This window comes from Thiorhodococcus fuscus, from assembly GCF_042682685.1.
Taxonomy (GTDB): domain Bacteria; phylum Pseudomonadota; class Gammaproteobacteria; order Chromatiales; family Chromatiaceae; genus Imhoffiella; species Imhoffiella fuscus.
On record NZ_JBHUHX010000007.1, the window covers coordinates 48,599 to 66,262 of the forward strand.

Annotated in this window: 17 protein-coding genes; 13 read left to right on the forward strand and 4 right to left on the reverse strand. The window is 64.6% G+C overall.

The window, feature by feature from the left end; all coding sequences use genetic code 11:
* Positions 1–26: 26 nt before the first annotated feature.
* On the reverse strand, positions 27–1,034 hold the full coding sequence (epmB, locus tag ACFSJC_RS03370; protein ID WP_386023215.1) for an EF-P beta-lysylation protein EpmB: 1,008 nt from the start codon (positions 1,032–1,034) through the stop codon (positions 27–29).
* Positions 1,035–1,068: 34 nt separating this feature from the next.
* On the opposite strand from epmB, the gene efp reads away from it, so the two are divergent.
* A complete protein-coding gene (gene efp, locus ACFSJC_RS03375) occupies positions 1,069–1,641 on the forward strand; it encodes an elongation factor P (protein ID WP_386023217.1) in 573 nt (190 codons plus the stop codon).
* A complete protein-coding gene (gene epmA / locus ACFSJC_RS03380; protein WP_386023220.1) occupies positions 1,638–2,672 on the forward strand; it encodes an EF-P lysine aminoacylase EpmA in 1,035 nt (344 codons plus the stop codon). Before efp ends, epmA begins: the two co-directional genes overlap by 4 nt.
* 37 nt (positions 2,673–2,709) lie before the next feature.
* Here the strand turns inward: epmA and ACFSJC_RS03385 are convergent, their stop codons facing one another.
* Positions 2,710–4,185, reverse strand: coding sequence for a DUF4139 domain-containing protein (locus ACFSJC_RS03385; protein WP_386023223.1), 1,476 nt, complete (start codon positions 4,183–4,185; stop codon positions 2,710–2,712).
* 33 nt (positions 4,186–4,218) lie between these two features.
* Here ACFSJC_RS03385 and ACFSJC_RS03390 point away from each other — a divergent pair, with 33 nt between their 5' ends.
* Positions 4,219–4,983, forward strand: a complete 765-nt coding sequence (locus ACFSJC_RS03390) for an amidohydrolase family protein (RefSeq protein WP_386023226.1) — start codon at positions 4,219–4,221, stop codon at positions 4,981–4,983.
* Here the strand turns inward: ACFSJC_RS03390 and ACFSJC_RS03395 are convergent.
* Positions 4,980–5,756, reverse strand: a complete 777-nt coding sequence (locus tag ACFSJC_RS03395; protein ID WP_386023229.1) for a DUF2189 domain-containing protein — start codon at positions 5,754–5,756, stop codon at positions 4,980–4,982. The genes ACFSJC_RS03390 and ACFSJC_RS03395 overlap by 4 nt on opposite strands.
* Positions 5,757–6,084: 328 nt before the next feature.
* Here ACFSJC_RS03395 and ACFSJC_RS03400 point away from each other — a divergent pair, with 328 nt between their 5' ends.
* The 10 genes from ACFSJC_RS03400 to ACFSJC_RS03445 all read left to right on the forward strand — a co-directional run bounded on the left by ACFSJC_RS03400 (position 6,085) and on the right by ACFSJC_RS03445 (position 17,070).
* Positions 6,085–6,738, forward strand: a complete 654-nt coding sequence (locus tag ACFSJC_RS03400; RefSeq protein ID WP_386023232.1) for a CDGSH iron-sulfur domain-containing protein — start codon at positions 6,085–6,087, stop codon at positions 6,736–6,738.
* 105 nt (positions 6,739–6,843) lie between these two features.
* Complete coding sequence (locus ACFSJC_RS03405) at positions 6,844–7,827, forward strand: SPFH domain-containing protein (protein ID WP_386023235.1); 984 nt, start codon at positions 6,844–6,846, stop codon at positions 7,825–7,827.
* A 22-nt stretch (positions 7,828–7,849) separates the two neighbouring features.
* The gene (locus ACFSJC_RS03410) at positions 7,850–8,740 is read left to right on the forward strand and encodes an SPFH domain-containing protein (RefSeq protein WP_386023238.1); all 891 of its coding nucleotides are present in this window, start codon (positions 7,850–7,852) and stop codon (positions 8,738–8,740) included.
* A 65-nt stretch (positions 8,741–8,805) separates the two neighbouring features.
* Positions 8,806–9,450, forward strand: coding sequence for an HAD hydrolase-like protein (locus ACFSJC_RS03415; RefSeq protein WP_386023241.1), 645 nt, complete (start codon positions 8,806–8,808; stop codon positions 9,448–9,450).
* Between the two features lie 203 nt (positions 9,451–9,653).
* The gene (locus ACFSJC_RS03420; protein ID WP_465324674.1) at positions 9,654–10,679 is read left to right on the forward strand and encodes an AAA family ATPase; all 1,026 of its coding nucleotides are present in this window, start codon (positions 9,654–9,656) and stop codon (positions 10,677–10,679) included.
* Positions 10,680–10,692: 13 nt separating this feature from the next.
* Positions 10,693–11,673, forward strand: coding sequence for a DUF58 domain-containing protein (locus ACFSJC_RS03425; protein WP_386023244.1), 981 nt, complete (start codon positions 10,693–10,695; stop codon positions 11,671–11,673).
* Positions 11,670–12,158 (forward strand): DUF4381 domain-containing protein, encoded by a 489-nt coding sequence (locus tag ACFSJC_RS03430; RefSeq protein ID WP_386023246.1) that lies wholly within the window; start codon positions 11,670–11,672, stop codon positions 12,156–12,158. Before ACFSJC_RS03425 ends, ACFSJC_RS03430 begins: the two co-directional genes overlap by 4 nt.
* Positions 12,155–13,135, forward strand: coding sequence for a VWA domain-containing protein (locus ACFSJC_RS03435; protein ID WP_386023249.1), 981 nt, complete (start codon positions 12,155–12,157; stop codon positions 13,133–13,135). The genes ACFSJC_RS03430 and ACFSJC_RS03435 overlap by 4 nt, the downstream gene beginning before the upstream one ends.
* Positions 13,136–13,159: 24 nt before the next feature.
* On the forward strand, positions 13,160–15,235 hold the full coding sequence (locus ACFSJC_RS03440; protein WP_386023252.1) for a VWA domain-containing protein: 2,076 nt from the start codon (positions 13,160–13,162) through the stop codon (positions 15,233–15,235).
* Complete coding sequence (locus ACFSJC_RS03445; RefSeq protein WP_386023255.1) at positions 15,235–17,070, forward strand: BatD family protein; 1,836 nt, start codon at positions 15,235–15,237, stop codon at positions 17,068–17,070. The genes ACFSJC_RS03440 and ACFSJC_RS03445 overlap by 1 nt, the downstream gene beginning before the upstream one ends.
* Here the strand turns inward: ACFSJC_RS03445 and folK are convergent.
* Positions 17,018–17,554, reverse strand: a complete 537-nt coding sequence (folK, locus tag ACFSJC_RS03450; RefSeq protein WP_386023258.1) for a 2-amino-4-hydroxy-6-hydroxymethyldihydropteridine diphosphokinase — start codon at positions 17,552–17,554, stop codon at positions 17,018–17,020. The two genes, ACFSJC_RS03445 and folK, sit on opposite strands and share 53 nt — an antisense overlap.
* Positions 17,555–17,664: the final 110 nt, after the last annotated feature.

Here is a 17,664-nt window from a genome sequence, read left to right on the forward strand (position 1 = left end):
GCGCGTTGTTCTATCGATTTCGGTTCTCAGTCAATGGGTGTTTTTGAACCCTCTCCGGGGATCTCCCGAACCAGGCGTGGAACCAAATATCCGGGCAAGCGCTGGCGAAGACAATCCATGAGTCGTTTCGCCTCTTCGTCCGTTACCGAAAAATGCGCGGCCCCCTCCACGCGATCCAGTTGGTGGACGTAATAGGGGAGAACCCCGTTTTCGAAGAGTCGTTCGCTCAACCTTTCCAGCACCTCCGGGTCGTCGTTGATGTCCTTCAAGAGGACGCTTTGGTTCAGCAGCGTCACACCCGCCCGAGTCAGCCGTCGAAGCGCGCGTTCGGCTTGGGGGCCCAGTTCATGCGGATGGTTGGCGTGGATGACCATGATCGTTTGCAGGCCCAGCCCCGTCAGCATCCGGCAGAGTTCCTCGGTGATGCGTTCTGGAAGCACGATCGGGAGTCGGGTATGGATCCGTAGGCGCCGCAGATGTGGAATGGTGTCCAGCGGCGACAGCAGCCGCCGCAACGGGCCGTCATCGAGCATGAGCGGGTCGCCGCCACTGAGGATGACCTCGCTCAGAGAGGCGTCCTCGGCGATCTGCGCGATGGCCGCTTGGTGACCTGTCCCGCGTGCGGGCAGCGAGGCGTAGGGAAAATGGCGGCGGAAACAGTAACGGCAATGGATGGCGCAGGCGCCGGTCGCCATCAGCAGCGCCCGTCCACGGTATTTTTGGAGTAGGCCGTTTCCCCGGTCCGCCGAGCCGTCTCCGACCGGGTCGGCGACGAAGCCCTCGACCCTGTTTCGCTCGATTCGCAGCGGTAGCACCTGGCGCAGCAAGGGATCCATCGGGTCGCCATGCCGCATCAGTCCGGCGAAGCCGCGAGGCACCAGAAGCCTGAAACCGTCCGGGCTTGGATCCAGGTCCTCGATGTCATGCCTGTCCAGCCCGAGACTGTCCAGCAGGGTGTCGAGCTTGGTGAACGCATTGGCCAGCGCCGACTGCCAGGTCTCGCTCTGACAAGTCGCTATGGTTTGGGATAACATTCTCCGGTTTAGCTTCACAGACATTGAGGATGACATGGCTTTCTATAGCACCAATGAATTCAAGGGCGGACTCAAGATCATGCTGGACGGGGATCCGTACACCATCGTCGAGAACGAGTTCGTCAAGCCCGGCAAGGGGCAGGCATTCAACCGCGTGCGCGTGCGCAATCTGAAGACCGGCCGCACGGTCGAAAAGACCTTCAAGTCGGGCGACACTGTCGAGGCGGCGGATGTGCATGATACGGACATGCAGTATCTCTACAACGACGGCGAAGAATGGCACTTCATGCACCAGGAGACCTTCGAGCAGATGACTGCCAACGCGCCTGCCGTCGGCGAGGCTGCGAAGTGGATCAAGGATAACGACATCTGCAAGGTCACCCTCTGGAACGGCGTTCCGCTCTCCGTCGAGCCGCCCAATTTCGTGGTGCTCGAGATCACCGAGACGGATCCGGGCCTCAAAGGCGATACCTCCGGTGGCGGCGGCAAGCCGGCAACCCTCGAAACCGGCGCCGTGGTTCGCGTTCCGCTCTTCGTTCAGACTGGCGAACTCATCAAGGTCGACACCCGCACCGGTGAGTACGTGTCGCGCGCCAAGGACGCATGACGACTGCCTCGAACGGGGGCGGGCATCCGACAGAATTTCCAGATCCTCTCCGCGTGTTCGAGGGCGCCGACTGGCGGCCGAGCGCATCGCTGGAGAGGATTCGGGCGCGGGCCGACCTGCTGGGTCGGGTTCGCGCCTTCTTCGCCGCCGCCGGCGTGATGGAGGTCGAGACTCCCATCCTCTCGCGCGCTGCGGTGACGGATCCGGCGCTCGCCAGCCTGAGGACCTCTATCGAGGGTCCAGGTGGAGCCCAGGCGCTTTATTTGAACACCTCCCCCGAGTTCGCGATGAAGCGTCTGGTCGCCGCAGGTTCGGGGCCCATCTACCAGATCTGCAAGGTTTTCCGCGACGGTGAGCGCGGCCGCCGCCATCACCCCGAGTTCACCCTTCTGGAATGGTATCGGCCGGGTTGGGATCACCGGCGTCTCATGGACGAGGTTGCGGATCTGGTGCGAGGGATCCTGCGGCGTCCCGACATGCCGGACGAGCGGATTCGGTACCGGGATCTCTTCATGCGGCAATTGGATCTGGATCCCTGGTCGGCGACTCTCGATAGGCTGCGCCACGCGGCGGCCGATGTCGGGGTGGCGGATGCGGACCATTTGGAACTCGATCGCGATGGCTGGCTCGATCTGCTCCTGACCCATCGGCTCGAATCCGGGCTCGGTCGTGGCGGTATGACCTTCCTTTACGACTATCCGTCCTCGCAGGCGGCACTGGCCCGGGTCCGGCCGGGTCCCTTTCCGGCCGGTGAGCGATTCGAGCTCTATATCGAGGGCATCGAGCTGGCCAACGGGTTTCACGAGCTGACCGATGCCGACGAACAGCATCGGCGCTTCATGGACGACCTTGCGGTTCGACGCGACCTGGGTCTGCCCGAGCCTCCGGTCGACGACGCCTTCCTCGCGGCGCTTGCGTCCGGCATGCCGGACTGCTCCGGTGTGGCGCTGGGCCTCGATCGACTGCTGATGATCGCGGCCCAGGCCGATCACCTGGATCAGGTGCTCACCTTTCCCGTGGAGCGGGCCTGATCGTCCCCTGGAGCGGTTCTGGTCGCGGTGTCGCGGATCAGAATCGGACCTGGGTTCGCCAGCTGAGCGTCGTGCTGCCGTCGGCGGGAATCTCGACCGCCCAAGAGGCCAGGTTGGACGCCTCCTTGGTATGGGGCTGGCTTTCCTTGAGGATGTCCCAATCGCCCGGCAGGCTTTCGACGACCCGAACCGTGACTGGCGCCGGCTTGGCGTTCTTGAGCTCCATCTCGAAGCTTGCCTCATAGGCGTAGTTATAGGCCGAAGATCCGGATAGCTTCTTGAAGGCGGTCTGTTTGCGACGCGCGGTGACATCGAAGCTCTCGCCCAGCTTGAGCGCCACGGTCTCGTTCTTCGGGGTGTGGTCGATCTCGTCCTCGCCGATGAACTGGGCATTTCCCTGGCTGTCCTTGGTGTAGACCCGAATCACGCCCTTGGGCAGCGGAATGCCGAGCGAGCCATCGCGGTTGACGAATGTGAGCAAGGAATCCACCGCGAGCTTGGTCCAGCCGTCTCCACTCTCCGACTGATAGGCATAGGGTTGGCCGCGAACGACCAGCTCCTTGGTCACGGGTACCTGGCTGGCGCTGAGCAGCGCGACCTGCTTGGTCTGTTGGTTCAGGATGTCGGTCTGTCGGGGCAGGGTATAGAGATGATATTCGGCGAGCGCCTCTTCCTCGGGCATGGGCGCCGACGCTGCCATCGCCATCTTTCCGCGCATCAATGGCATCTGGGATTCGTTGCGGACCTGATTGATCTCGCCAGCCACCAGCTGGACCTGCGCCTGGCGGAGGGCGATGCCGCTGGCGTTGGTGAGCGTGACCCAACCGCTCAAATCCATGGTGCGCTCGTCCTGACTCAGATCGGCGACATAGTCCGCCTCCCAGGACAGGCCCGAGGTCAGATAGGAGAGCTGCAGATCCCGCTCGCCCGCCTTGGAAGCCATCAGGTGCAGCACCAGCGTGGGTTCGTCGCGCAGATCGTCCGGAACATCGGGAAAGGCGAGGTGACCCACGACCTGCGTCTCGATGCGATCGGCGTAGCGCAGCACGGGTCCGTCGTTGAATGCGAGCAGGGTGGCCGACTCGGTGGTGCGCTCGCCCGCGTCGTTGGTGCGCACGACCTCGATCTTCCGTCCGACATATTTCTTCAGCAAGCTCTGAGGCGTGAGCAGGTCGTAGTCGAAATTCTGTTCCAGCAGGGTCAGGCCCACGTCCTCCGAGACCGAGGTCAGTAGGGCAGTCTCGGGGCGAATTTGAGCGGAGACCTGGCGCCAGGCGAGCCGGTTCTCGCCTTGTGCCAAATCGACATGCCGCTGGTCCTTGATCAGGGCCAAATCCTGGTTGTAGATGGTGACGGCCAGCGCCTGCTGATCCGAGTCCTCGATACGGCGTTCCTGATCCATTGCGATCCCCGTGGAGCTGAAGAGGCCGAGGGCCAAGGTCGCGAGCGACAGTGCTGCATGTAACCTATTGCGCGGTTGGGTGTGAGAGAAAGGTGGGCGTTCGCTGTTCATCATGTCCTCATTAGATCTGTGTGGAGGTCGGTCATGCGAAAGATCTTCGACGCGCATTTCCATATCATCGATCCGAATTTTCCGCTGTGGCCCAATGCGGGATTTCTGCCCGAGCCTTTCGGAGTCGGCGACTATTTGGATCGTGTCGCGTCCCTGGGTGTGGTTGGCGGAGCTGTCGTGTCCGGTTCGTTTCAACGGTTAGATCAGGGCTATCTGCTCGCTGCGCTGGAACGGCTCGGTCCGGGATTCGTCGGCGTCACCCAGCTTCCGGCGAGTGTCTCCGAGCGGGCGATCAAGCGTCTTGATGTCCGGGGTATCCGGGGCGTGCGTTTCAACCTGAGACGCGGCGGCTCGATGTCCCTTCGGACGGTCGAGTCGCTGGCGCGTCGTGTCGACGATCTGGTCGGATGGCATAGCGAAGTCTATGCGGATACTGGTGATCTGTCCGATCTGGAGCCGCTTCTGCGACGTCTTTCCGCAGTGAGTATCGATCATCTGGGTCTGTCCAAGCGAGGGTTGCCGCGTCTTCTGCGCCTCGTCGAGCATGGCGTGCGGGTCAAGGCGAGCGGCTTCGGCCGGGTCGATTTCGATGTTGGAGACGCGTTGCGCGCGATCCACAGCGCCAATCCGAGGGCGCTCATGTTCGGGACCGATCTTCCCTCGACGCGGGCACCGCGTTCCTTCTCGGACGGGGACGTCTCGCTGGTCATCGATGCGCTCGGCGATGAGGGGGCCAGATCGGTCCTTTGGGAGAACGCCTTGGATTTCTATTCAAAAGAACGGGGATCGCCTGGTTAGGCCACCATGCGTCGATAGCTGTGCCAGGTGGCATAGCCGAGCAGCGGGAAGAGGGCGATCATGCCGATGAACCCGGTCAGGATGCCGATTCCGCTCAGTGTGACGATGCTCGCCGCCCAGACCAGCATGCCTGGCCAGTTGATGGCGAAGGCGCGCAGGCTGGTGTTGATGGCGGTTACCGGGCCGACGTCCCGATCCAGGATCATGGGGATGGCGAGGGCGCTGGTGGCGAAGACGGTGATGGCGAGCAGGAGACCGATGCCGAGGAAGAATGCGGCGATCAAGGGATCGAAGTGGCCCGAAAACATGCCCAGATAGCTGTCGACGCTGGGCGATAGGGCGTCGAATTGGATCGCGAACAGCAGGGCGGAAAGTCTGACCCAGGCGGCGGCGATCAGCCCCAGAAAGAGCACGAAGAGACTCAGGTTGGTACGTCTGATCCACAGCAGACTCAGGCTGTCGCGAATGCTCACGGACTGCCCCGACTCCTGCTGGCGCGCGGCCACGTAGAGCCCGGCTGCCAGAAAGGGTCCGAGCAGCATGAGCCCGGTGAGGAAGGCGAGGGCGAACCAGGGCATGGACCGGGTGAGTCCGATCGAGCCCCAGCAGGCGAGGGCGAAGAGGGCGCCGTAGAGCATGCTGTGTCCAGGGGCGCGGGCGAAGGTGGCGACCCCCTGTTTGAGCCAGTCGAGCGGTTCGTCGATCTCGATGTGGTGCACGGAGGGGGCGCCGTCGAACAGTGGGCGTGACGAGCGGATTGTCTGTGATCGCATAGCCTCATCTCCAGTGGGTTAGCGGTGTCCTGGATCGGGGTGGAGCCGGTCCGAGAGCGCCCCGTCGGCGGCGTCGTGTATGTCGATGGGGCGTCTTGAAGTGCCGATACGACTGGCGATGCATATGACCCATGGGATGGGTCGGGCTCTCGGAAGTTCAATTGCGGAGGGGGGGCGACCGTCGTGGATTCTGCTCGATCCGCCCCAAGCTGATGGCCCGAACCCTTCGAGCAGCGATTATCCAGAACGGGCCAATTGGAACCGCAAATGTCTCGTCCTTTGCGGTTCGACTGCTCTTATCTTTGCATCATGCCAAGAGGACAGAACCATGAGTGACGAACAGACCTGTGTCGATTTTCCGGGCGAAGAGATCGATGTCCGCTGGGACGGTCGGCTCTGCATCCATGTCGGCGAGTGCGGCAAGGCGAAGGGCGACCTTTTCGTCGGCGGGCGCGAGCCCTGGTGCCTTCCGGACACTACGACCAAGGCGGAGGTGCGCGAGGTGATCGAGCGCTGTCCGAGCGGCGCGCTGACCTATCGCGACACGTCTGGCGAACCCGAATCCCCGCCAGCCGAGAACCGGCTGATGATCGCCAGCGATGGTCCCTACTATCTGACGGGCGATCTCCAGATCGAGGGCGCCCCCGATGATATGCCCGGTGTGCGCACGCGCGCGGCCATCTGTCGCTGCGGGGCCTCCAAGAACAAACCCTTCTGCGACGGCAGTCACGAGGGTGCCGGTTTCAAGGACAGCGGCGCGGTCGGCGACCGTGGACGCGGACTGCCGTCGACCGGAGGTCCGGTGGTGGTGCGTCCCATCAAGGACGGTCCGGTGCAGGTCGAGGGCAAGCTGACGATCCAGGCGGGCTCCGGGCGTGTCGCCTGGCAGGGCGAGAACGTCTTTCTGTGTCGCTGCGGGGCCTCCAAGAACAAGCCCTTCTGCGATGGAAGCCACGCCGCCGCCGGGTTCAAGGGCGACTGACCGCGAGCCTGGGCGTCCCGGCATGGCGGTCCGATGCGATCGGCGGGAGGCGCGCCCAGGCTGTACCATACGACTGCCTTTCCGCCCATTGCACCAGGAGGTCTCATGTATGTGACCGCTTTTCTCTTCGGCCTGGCGTTCTATCTCGTCTACAAGGTCTTCATCCGCGCCTTCTACACCGTCAAACCGGACGAGCGCGCCATCATCACCTCCTTCGGTCGCGCCCAGCGACTTGGCAAGGTCATGGTCCAGGACGATTCGCTGAACGCGGAGGAGCAGGAGCGCTACCGCTTTCCGCGTCTGCGCACCGTCAGTCCCGGCGGACCCTATTTCAAATGGCCCTGGCAGGAGGTCCATAAGGTCCGGGTCGTCACCCAGGCGATCGATCTGACCTGGGATCCGACCAAGACGCAGACGACCGTCGAGGCCGTGACCAAGGACAACCTGACCACAGGGGTGGGTGGCCAGATCCGCTTCCGGGTTTCGGAGAAAAACCTCTATGCCTATTTCTTTGGCGTGGACAGTCCGCTTGAGCACGTCATGGGCTATTTCATCTCGGTGCTGCGCGAGCGTATCGCCAACTTCGTCGACCCCAAGGGGGCGAGCCTGGTCGCCGATCAGGAGACCTCGGATGCGGGCAGCGCCCCCGAATTGTCCGAGGGTGTCTCCATCAACGATCTGCGCAAGAATCTGCCGCTGCTGAACGACTACATGGAGCAGCAATGCCGCTCGACCTGGGCGCGCTACGGGATCGAACTGGACGCGGCGCTCATCACCCAGATCGATCCGCCGCCCGAGGTGGATCGGGCGCTTTCGGCCATCAATACCACCCGCAATCAGGTCGCGGCCGACATCAGTACCGCGCGGGCCGATGCCGAACAGCAGATCACCATGAGCACGCGCGCGGTGGAGATCGCGCGCAACAACGCCCAGGCCGAGGTGGCGCCGCTCAAGGAGCTGGCCGAGACCCTGCTGCGGATCAAGACCAGCGGCGGGCCGGATGCCCTGAGAGCCTATGTGCGCAACCTGCGCGTGCCGTTGCTCGGCAAGGCCGCACGCATCGTTCAAACCACATCGGCGTTCCGCTGATCCCAGGCGCCCGGAGGTCATCATGTTTCTCGATCTGGACAGCTCGATCGGTGTGGTCATCGCCTTCGTGCTCGGCGTCATCTATATCCCTTTGCTGCTCGCCATCGCGCGCATCCTGGGTCTGTACGCGGTCGTCGTCGAGCGCGAGGCGCAGGTCTTCACCCTGTTCGGCAAGGTCATCGGTACCCTGGACGAGCCGGGGCTGCGTTTTCCGCTCGCCCATTTCGGAGTCAAGGCGCTGTTGGTGCCCTTCTTCGGCAAGCTGTATCGCGTTCCGACCACCCTGCGTCAGCATTATCTGCGCGACCAGATGGTCAACTCGGAGGAGGGCACGCCCATGGGCGTAGGCATCTGGTACGAGATGCAGGTGAGCGATCCGGTCTCCTATCTGTTCCGCAACGCCAATCCCGAGTCCTCGCTTCAGGCCAACGTGGCCAGCTCGACCATTTCGACCCTGAGCAACCTGGAGATGGACAAGATGCTGGAGGATCGCCATCAGCTCAGCCGCCGGGTGCGGGCGACGGTCTCGCCTCTGTCCGAGCAATGGGGTTACAAGCTCGGGTCGGTCTATATCCGCAAGGTCGCCTTCACCGATCGCCAGATGGTCGATAACATCACCGAAAAGGTGGTCAAGCGTTTGGTGCAGGTGACCAGCGCCATGAAGCAGGACGGCGAGAACCGGGTCGGCCTCATCAAGAGTCAGACCGCCTTCAAGGTCTCGCAGAAAATGGCCGAGGCCGCTGCGGCGCGGCCAGCGATCGTCGGCGATGCGCTGAACGCCATCGCTCAGAAGGATTCGGAGGTGCTGGATGCCGTGATGGAGGTGATGGAGACCGAGCAGCTCATCCAGTCCGGCGCGGCGGTCGAGGTGTTGCCGAGCGGTTCGGAAATCCTGGTCCAGGTCGGTCCATAGGATCGTTATGTCTCTTCGGTCGGGCGGGCGCTGTGTCCACCCGGCCCCTGTCTTAGAGTTTTGCCTTGCCTCAGATTTGTTTCGATTTCGATGGAACCCTGGTCTATAGCTTCGATGCCGCCTTCAATGCCCTGCAGTCGGTCGGCCCCGCCTTTGGCTGCGGCGACCTGACTCGGGAGCAGCTTCAGGAGATGCGCGGGATGCATGTCCGCGACGTGATCCGCATCCTCGGCGTGCCCCTGTATCGGGTTCCCCAACTCGCCAGACGCATGCGTGCCGCCATGCGCGCCGAGCTGATGGAGACGCCCCCGGTCGAGGGCATACCCGAACTTCTCCGCGAGCTTGATCGACGTGGCTACCGGCTCGGGTTGCTCTCTTCCAACGCCGAATCCAGCCTGCGCGACTATGTCGCCCGTTATGGTCTGAATCAGTTCGATTGCGTCATCGGCGGCACCGGACTCTTCAGCAAGGCGCGGGCCTTGCGTGGCCTGATCCGGCGCGAGGGAATCCAGCCCGCCGATCTGATCTATGTCGGCGATGAGCTGCGCGACCTGGATGCCGCGCGTGATATCGGCGCCGGATTCGTCGCCGTCTCATGGGGCTACACCGCGCCCGAGGGACTCGCCTCGGCAGGGCCTGATCGTTTGCTGGAGCGTCCGGACGACCTGCTCGAACACCTCCTGCGCGTTTGGCCAAGTCCTCACGATTAACAAGATTTAACGGAAATCCGCCGCCGAATCTGGAACTGTATTCCCAGCCGACGGCCGAAGGCGTCGAGTTCGAAATCGGCAATAGACGAGCAGTCATCGGCTTCCAGTCGTCAGCCTTCAGCGAGACTGGAAGGCCCTGCCGCCGCAAGGCTGGCGGCCGGTTGCTGGAGGCTGATAGCTCTTTTGGTACAACGGAGATCGACTTGACCTTGGACGAGACACAGACGACGCAGCCGAATCCCTCGCTGCGGAAACAGACCGGGGCGAGCGGGTTGGCTGAAACCTTTTCCGCGCTACGCGAGCAGATCGGGCGCAACATCCTCGGCCAGCGCGCGCTGGTTGATCGCCTGCTGATCGCGCTGCTGGCCGACGGGCACCTCCTGGTGGAAGGCGCGCCCGGTCTGGCCAAGACGACCGCCGTCAAGCAGTTGGCGCTGGGGTTGGAGGGCGATTTTCACCGCATCCAATTCACCCCGGATCTGCTGCCGGCCGACCTGACCGGGACCGAGATCTACCGTCCAAACGACGGCAGTTTCCGTTTCGATCGCGGCCCCATTTTCCACAACCTGCTGCTGGCGGACGAGGTCAACCGCGCGCCGGCCAAGGTGCAGTCTGCCTTGCTTGAGGCGATGGGCGAGCGTCAGGTCACCGTGGGGCGCGAGACCTATGCCTTGCCGCCGCTCTTCCTGGTGATGGCGACCCAGAACCCGATCGAACAGGAGGGGACCTATCCCTTGCCCGAGGCGCAGCTCGATCGGTTCTTGCTGCATGTGCGGGTCGACTATCCCGATCTCGCGACCGAGCGTGCCATCCTGCATCTGACCCGGGATGAGGCGCGTGGCGAGCCGCCCGAAACGCCCCGGATCGAGGTCTCGCAGTCCGACGTCTTCGCGGCGCGCCAGGCCATTCTGGGGCTCTATATGGCGCCGGAGGTCGAGGACTATCTGGTCCATCTGGTGATGGCGACCCGCAATCCGGGTGCCTATGCGCAGGATCTCGACGGTTGGCTGCGCTTCGGTGCCAGTCCGCGCGCCACCATTGCGCTCGATCGCTGCTCGCGGGCGTTGGCCTGGCTGAGCGGGCGCGACTATGTGTCGCCCGAGGACGTGCAGACGCTGGCGCCCGATGTGCTGCGTCACCGCGTATTGCTGTCCTACGAGGCGGAGGCGGCCGGTCACACCCCGGATGCCTTCATCACCGCGCTCCTGGCGCGGGTCCCGGCCCCTTGATCGATCGCGTCTGATGAGTCTCTTCAGCAGCAATCGTTCCGGTGGCGAGTTCGCGCCGCGCGGGATCCGTATCGGACTCCAAGAGCTGATCGCGCTGCGTGGTCAGGCCCGGCGTTTGGATCTGGCCCCACGTGGCCGGGTGCTCGCCACCCGTAGCGGCGGCCATCTCTCGCGCTTTCGCGGACGCGGGATGGAGTTCGACGAGTCGCGCCGCTATCAGCCCGGAGACGATCCGCGCAACATGGACTGGCGTGTGACGGCACGTGCCGGCGTCCCTCATGTGAAGCTTTTTCGCGAGGAGCGCGAGCGTCCCGTGTGGTTGCTGGTCGACCAGGGGCCGAGCATGCGTTTTGGCACCCGCGTCGCCTTCAAGTCGGTGATCGCCGCCCAGGTCGCCGCATTGCTCGGCTGGGCCGCGTCCGATCGCGGCGACCGGATCGGTGGTCTGGTGTTCGACGAATCGAGCCATCTGGAGCGCCGCCCGGCCGCACGTGGCACTGCGCTGCTGCCGCTGCTCGACCGCCTCGCCGCAACGCCCTGCGTCTCGACTGGTGTCGGGAGTGGTGGCGGCCATGCATCGATCGAATTGGCCGCCGGGCAACTGGTGCGACTGGTGCGTCCAGGCAGCCTGGTGGTCGTCGTCAGCGACTTCGCCGAGCTTTCGGCCGAGGGTGGCGGTTGGGCATCCCAGATCACCGCTGGCAGCGAGCTCATCCTGGTCCAGGTTCAGGATCCGATCGAGTCGAGCGTGCCGCCCCCCGGCCGCTATCCGGTGTGGACCGAGCATGAGCGCGGCATGTTGGATCTGACTGGCGCTGCCGCACGACGCGCCTACGAGGACTATTTCGCCCAGCAGCGCGATCGTTTGGAACGATTGGCACGACGTGAGCGGGTCCATCTCGTCTCGCTCACGACCGAGGATTCGGTCGGTCCGGCATTGGCGCTGGCGTTGGGGGCCGGTCGAGTGGCTGGATCCACAGGGGGGCGGAGATGAATGCCGATCCATTGGCCGGTCTGAGCGACTGGCATCTGCCCGATCCGGTGAGCTGGTGGCCGCCCGCGCCCGGTTGGTGGGCCTTGCTCGTTCTGCTGGTTGCGGTGCTTGCGGTCGTCTCGATCGGGTGGAGGCGCTGGCGGCGAGGTCGCGCCATGCCGCGCGCGGCCCTGGCGCAACTGGCCGAGCTGCGCGCGAACCTGGAGCGTGACGGCGACGAGCGTCGTTTCGTCGCCGAGCTATCGCGTCTGCTTCGGCGTGTGGCACTGGCGCGTTTCCCGCGTGAGCGGGTCGCCGGGCTCAGTGGGCGCGACTGGCTGGGTTTTCTCGACACCACGGGCGGTGAAGGCGGATTCGGCGATGGACCGGGGCGTGCCCTGGTCGAGGTCTCGTTTCGCGGCCGGGGCTTGGAGAAGACCGATTCGGATGCGCTGATTCAGGTCGCCGAGCGCTGGATTCGCGCCAACGCGGAGGCGGCGTCATGATTCAACTGGACTGGCCCTGGGTGCTTGCAGCACTGCCGCTGCCTCTGCTGGCGCGATTTCTGCCGCGCGCGACCGAGGAGGCGGGCGCCGCATTGCGTCTGCCCTTCTATCGTCGGCTCGCCCTGGAGACGGCGCACCGGCCTGGCCGGATGTCGCGCTGGCGGGTTGCTGTCGCCGCATTCGCCTGGGTCTTTCTGGTGCTGGCGGCGGCGCGGCCGCAGTGGGTCGGCGATCCGATCGGTCTGCCGATCGCCGGGCGCGACCTGATGTTGGCGGTCGACATCTCGGGCAGCATGGAGCAGGACGACTATGAGCTGAATGGGCACGCCGTTTCGCGACTGGCGGCGGTCCAGGCGGTGGCCTCGCGCTTCATCGAGCGTCGGGCCGAGGATCGGCTCGGGCTCATCCTCTTCGGTTCCCAGGCCTATCTGCAGACGCCCATGACCTTCGACGCCGAGACGGTCGCCACCATGCTGCGCGAGGCCGTGGTCGGATTGGCGGGTCGCGAGACGGCGATCGGGGATGCCATCGCGCTGGCGGTGAAGCGTCTGCGCGATCAGCCCGAGGGCAATCGCGTGCTGATTCTGCTCACTGACGGCGAGAACACGGCGGGTGCGCTCGACCCGATCGCGGCGGCGAAGCTGGCCGCCCAGGCTGGGGTACGCATCTACACCATCGGCATCGGCGGTGGCGATGTCGGCATCCGCACGCCCTTCGGTATGCGCCTGGTGCGCCAAGGATCGGACTTCGATCCGAGCACGCTCAAGGAGATCGCCAAGATTGGCGGAGGCCGCTTCTTTGCCGCGACCAATCGCGAGCAGTTGGAGTCCATCTATGCCGAACTCGACCGGCTCGAACCCAACCAGCGAGACGAGCGGACCTATCGGCCTCAGCGCGCGCTCTTCGTCTGGCCGGCGGCGCTTGCCCTCATGCTGGCGACCGGGCTGGCGCTGAACGCGGCCGTTCGTCGTGTCTGATTTCTAGGGAGGTCATCGATCCTGATGCCCGACATTCATCTATTGCGACCCGTCTGGCTCCTGGCCTTGGTGCCGATCCTGCTGATCGCCGTTGTGGCCTGGCGCCGCCGATCCGGCGACTCGGTCTGGAGAGGTCTGGTCGACGCCCATCTGTTGCCGCACCTCCTGGTCGGCGCGACGTCGGGTGCGGGACGGCGGCTGCCGCTGCTCTTGTTCATGCTCGCCAGCGCCCTGGTGGTGCTCGCGCTCGCCGGCCCGGTCTGGGAGCGACTGCCTCAGCCGGTCTTCACCACCTCCGCGCAGCGGATCATCTTGCTGGACCTGTCGACGACGATGAACGCGGCCGACCTTGCGCCCTCGCGTCTGGCTCGGGCGCGCTTTGAGATCCAGGATCTGCTCAAGGCGAGCAAGGAGGGGCAGGTGGGTCTGATCGCCTTCGGCCCCGAGCCCTTCGTGGTGTCCCCTCTGACGACGGATGCGCGGACCATCGCCGCTCAGGTGCCCCAGTTGACTACGGACCTGATTCCGGTGCCTGGACCGCGCCGGACCGATCTGGCCCTGAAGCTGGCGGGCGAGATGCTCGATCGCGCCAAGTCGAACGGCGGAACGCTCATCTTGGTGACGGATGACGTGGGGTCGATGGCCGGCGCGCTGGAGCAGGCGCGCGCTCAGGCGGCCAAGGGTCGTCATCTGTCCGTGCTTGCGGTCGGCACCGCCAAGGGCGCGCCGGTGCCGGATCCTCAGGGTGGTTTTCTCAAGGCGTCCGACGGGCGGATCCGCATGGCGAAGCTCGATGCTCAGCGGTTGAAGGAGCTGGCGCGTACCGGTGCCGGACGCTTCCTGGTTGCCAAGGTTGGTGAAGGGGATACGGCGGCACTCATCGACTCTACGCCCGCCTTGAACGCGACGGTGGAGAAGACCGATCTGCTTGCCGACCGTTGGCGCGAGGAGGGGCCTTGGCTGCTGCTGCTCGTCTTGCCGTTGGCGGCGCTGGCCTTCCGTCGCGGTTGGCTGTTGCCGGCGGTGATGCTCGTCTGTTTCCTGCCGCCACAGTCGAGCTACGCCTTCGGCTGGTCGGATCTCTGGTCGCGCCCGGATCAGCAGGCTGCGCACAGGCTCGATGCGGGTGACGCCGCTGGTGCGGCGGAGCGTTTCTCCGACCCGTCCTGGCGCGCGGCGGCGCACTATCGTGCTGGGCACTACGATCAGTCGCTGGAATCGCTGACCGGTCTGCAAGGTCCCGAGGCGGATTACAATCGGGGCAATGCGCTGGCGCGGCTCGGCCGGCTCGACGAGGCGATGAAGTCCTACGAGCGCGCGCTAAAACAGAACCCGGATCACGCCGACGCCAAGCATAATCTCGAACTGGTCAAGCAGCTCCTGAAACAGCGCCAAGATCAGGATTCGAGCCAGCAGGATTCTCAGCAGAAGCAAGACCAGCCGCAGAAGGATCAGTCGCAGAAGGGCGAGTCCAAACAGGATTCCGGCTCTTCTGGAGGCCAGGGGGGCGAAGACGCGCAAGACCAGTCGCAATCGAATCAGTCCGACTCGGGCGAGTCTGGATCGGACCAGAATGCTGGCCAGCATCAGGCTCGGGACGGGAGTGACGGACAGGCTGGGAGTCAGGCACAGACCCAGGAGCCGTCCAAGACTCCGGGGCAGGCTCCACAACCTCCGAATGCGGGCGAGCAGTCCGGTCCGTCGCAACAGGCCGAAGCGGGGCAATCTGGATCGGATGGCGAGAACGCGGCGGATGGCGCCCAGTCTCAGGGTTTCGATCGGCCTGCTGGATCCAAGCCTGGCGCCGAGGATTTCTCTCAGGGCGCGCTGGGTGCGTCGTCGGATGAGTCGGGCGATTCGGATCAAGCCTCGGACGCGAATTCAGCACTCCAGCGCCGATTGCATGCGGCGCAATCCGACCCGGAGTCCGAGCAGGACGCGGCCAAGTCAGGGTCTGGTCTGGATGATCTGACGCCCGCCGAGCGCGAGCGTCAGCAGGCGATGGAGGCTCAACTGCGCAGCGTTCCAGACGATCCGGCCGGATTGTTGCGCCAGCGTTTCTTGTTACAACATCTTCGTCGAGAGGGGCGTTTACCCTGATGCTGAACACACCGCTTTTGCGCGCGGCGTTAGGCGTGCTGCTGCTGTCGATCGGGCTGGCCGTTCAGGCCGCCGATCTGACGGCGCGGGTCGATCGCACGCGGATCAATGCCAACGAGACCCTCAGTCTGCAACTGGTGGCCGAGGGCGATGCCCAGGGCGAGCCGGATCTTTCGCCCCTGAGTGGCGATTTCGACATCCTGAGCCGTGGACAGAGCAAGACGACCAGTATCGTCAACGGCCGGATATCGAGCACGCGTGAGTGGACGATCGAGCTGGCGCCCAAGCATTCGGGCGTGCTGCGGATCCCGTCGCTCGCCCTGGGGCAACGCCAGAGTCAGCCGCTTACGGTCGAGGTGGTGTCGGGCTCGACGGCGACCGCGAGCGCGGGAGACAAACCGCTGTTCCTCAAGGAAGAGGTGAGCGAACGCACGCCCTATGTTCAGCAGATGGTCGATTATCGGATCAAGATCTATTTCCGTCAGCCACCGCAACGCGCCGCGCTGTCCGATCCGAGCGTCGAGGGTGCCACCATCCAACGGGTCGGCGACGACCGCAGCTACGACGAATACGTCGACGGCGTGCTCTATCGGGTGATCGAACGCCGCTACCGGGTTACGCCGCTACAGAGCGGAACCCTGACCATCGCCTCGCCGCGATTGGAGGCCATGGTGCCCGATACAAGTCGCAGTGCGCGGCGCGATCCGTTCGCCGATCTGGACGAGGCCTTCGGCGGAAGCATGTTTCAGGGCTTCCCCAATATCGCCGGGTTCGGTCAGCCGACCCGTCGGATCATCGAGCGGGCGGACGACGTGACGCTCCAGGTGCGCCCCCAGCCTGCGGAGTCGGGCTCCACCTGGTTGCCTGCGACCTCGGTGCAGATCGCCGACGAATGGACGCCGAATCCGCCGGTCTTCAAGGTCGGCGAGCCGGTGACGCGCACCCTGACCTTGACGGTCGAGGGCGCCACCTCGGCCCAGTTGCCCAATCTGGATACTGGAACCCTGGAGGGCGCTCAGGTCTATCCCGACCAGCCCAAGAGCGAGGATTTGGCAGGGACGGCGGCGCCGACCGCCGTCAAGACCTTCAAGACCGCCATCGTGCCGACCCGTGCTGGTACTCTGACCCTACCCGAGATCCGTCTGCCCTGGTGGGATACCAAGGCCGACCTGCCGCGCGTGGCCGTGGTTCCAGCGCGCACGGTCGAGGTCGCCGGCGGGCCGGCTCCCAGCCCGGCGCCAGATGTGCAACCGCCGTCGGCCAGCAGGTCTCAGACGTCCGAGCCGACCACCGCTCCGCCCGAGGCCCAGTCTCCAGCAGCGATGGTTCCGGTTCCGACGCAGCCGTCTGGCTCGGGGATGGGGGCTGGAATCTGGGCCTGGTTGGCCGGAGGTTTTGGTCTCGCCTGGCTCGTAACCCTGGTCTGGTGGCTGCGCGAACGGCGCACCAGGCGGGACTCCGTTCGGGATTCCGCCAAGTTGAGTCCGAGCATCGGTGGGCTGCGCGGTCTCGATCGCTCCGCCGCTCGGCGTCGGATCGAGAAGGCCTGTCTCGACAATGACCCGCGCGCGGCGCGTCAGGCGCTCATACTCTGGGGGCAGGCGATGTGGGGCGATGAGTCGCCGAACGGATTGAATGCGCTCGCGCTACGGCTCGACGACGAGGGCGCGCTCGATGTGCTGACCGAGATCGATCGCGCCATCTATGCGCCGCCCGGTTCGAGCTGGGATGGGAGCGCCGTTTGGAGTCGTCTTGGCCCGCTGCTCGATCGGGCTGGCGCGCTCATGGATGAAGAGGGCGAAGGTCCGCTTCCGGAGCTCTACCCCCGGTCCTGATCGATCCCAGTATCTGGCGATAGACGACCTCGTCGGTCAGCGCGCTCACCTTGCATCCCTGGACCGGGTGCAGGGTGTCCGGGGCGATCTCGATCAGTGGGATCAACATGAAGTCCCGTTGCGCAAGCCCAGGATGCGGAATGCGCAGATCGGCTTCCTCGATCACCCTATCGCCGAAGATCAGAATATCCAGATCGATGGTTCTCGGGCCATTCCTCAGATGACGCACGCGGCCGAGGTCGGACTCGATCCCTTGCGTCTCGTTCAGCAGGGCGCTGGGGCTCAGTTGCGTGCTCAATTCGACCACGAGGTTGACGAAATCCGGCTGCTCCTCGATACCCCAGGCCTTGGTTCGATACCATGAAGAACTGCGCTCGACCCGCGTGCCTGGGAGCGCATTCAGTCGCACGAGGCTCTGCTCGATATGGCGCTCCGGCTCGATGTTCGAGCCGATCGCGATGAAAGCTGTGGTTTGGGATTTCATGGCGCTTCTTATCGTCTGGGGCAACTTTAGATTGGATCGTTCGCTGGTGCGATCATCCTGGCCGCTGGCCGTGTCGAGGGTCACAAGCGTAGCAGTGTTTGCGACAATAG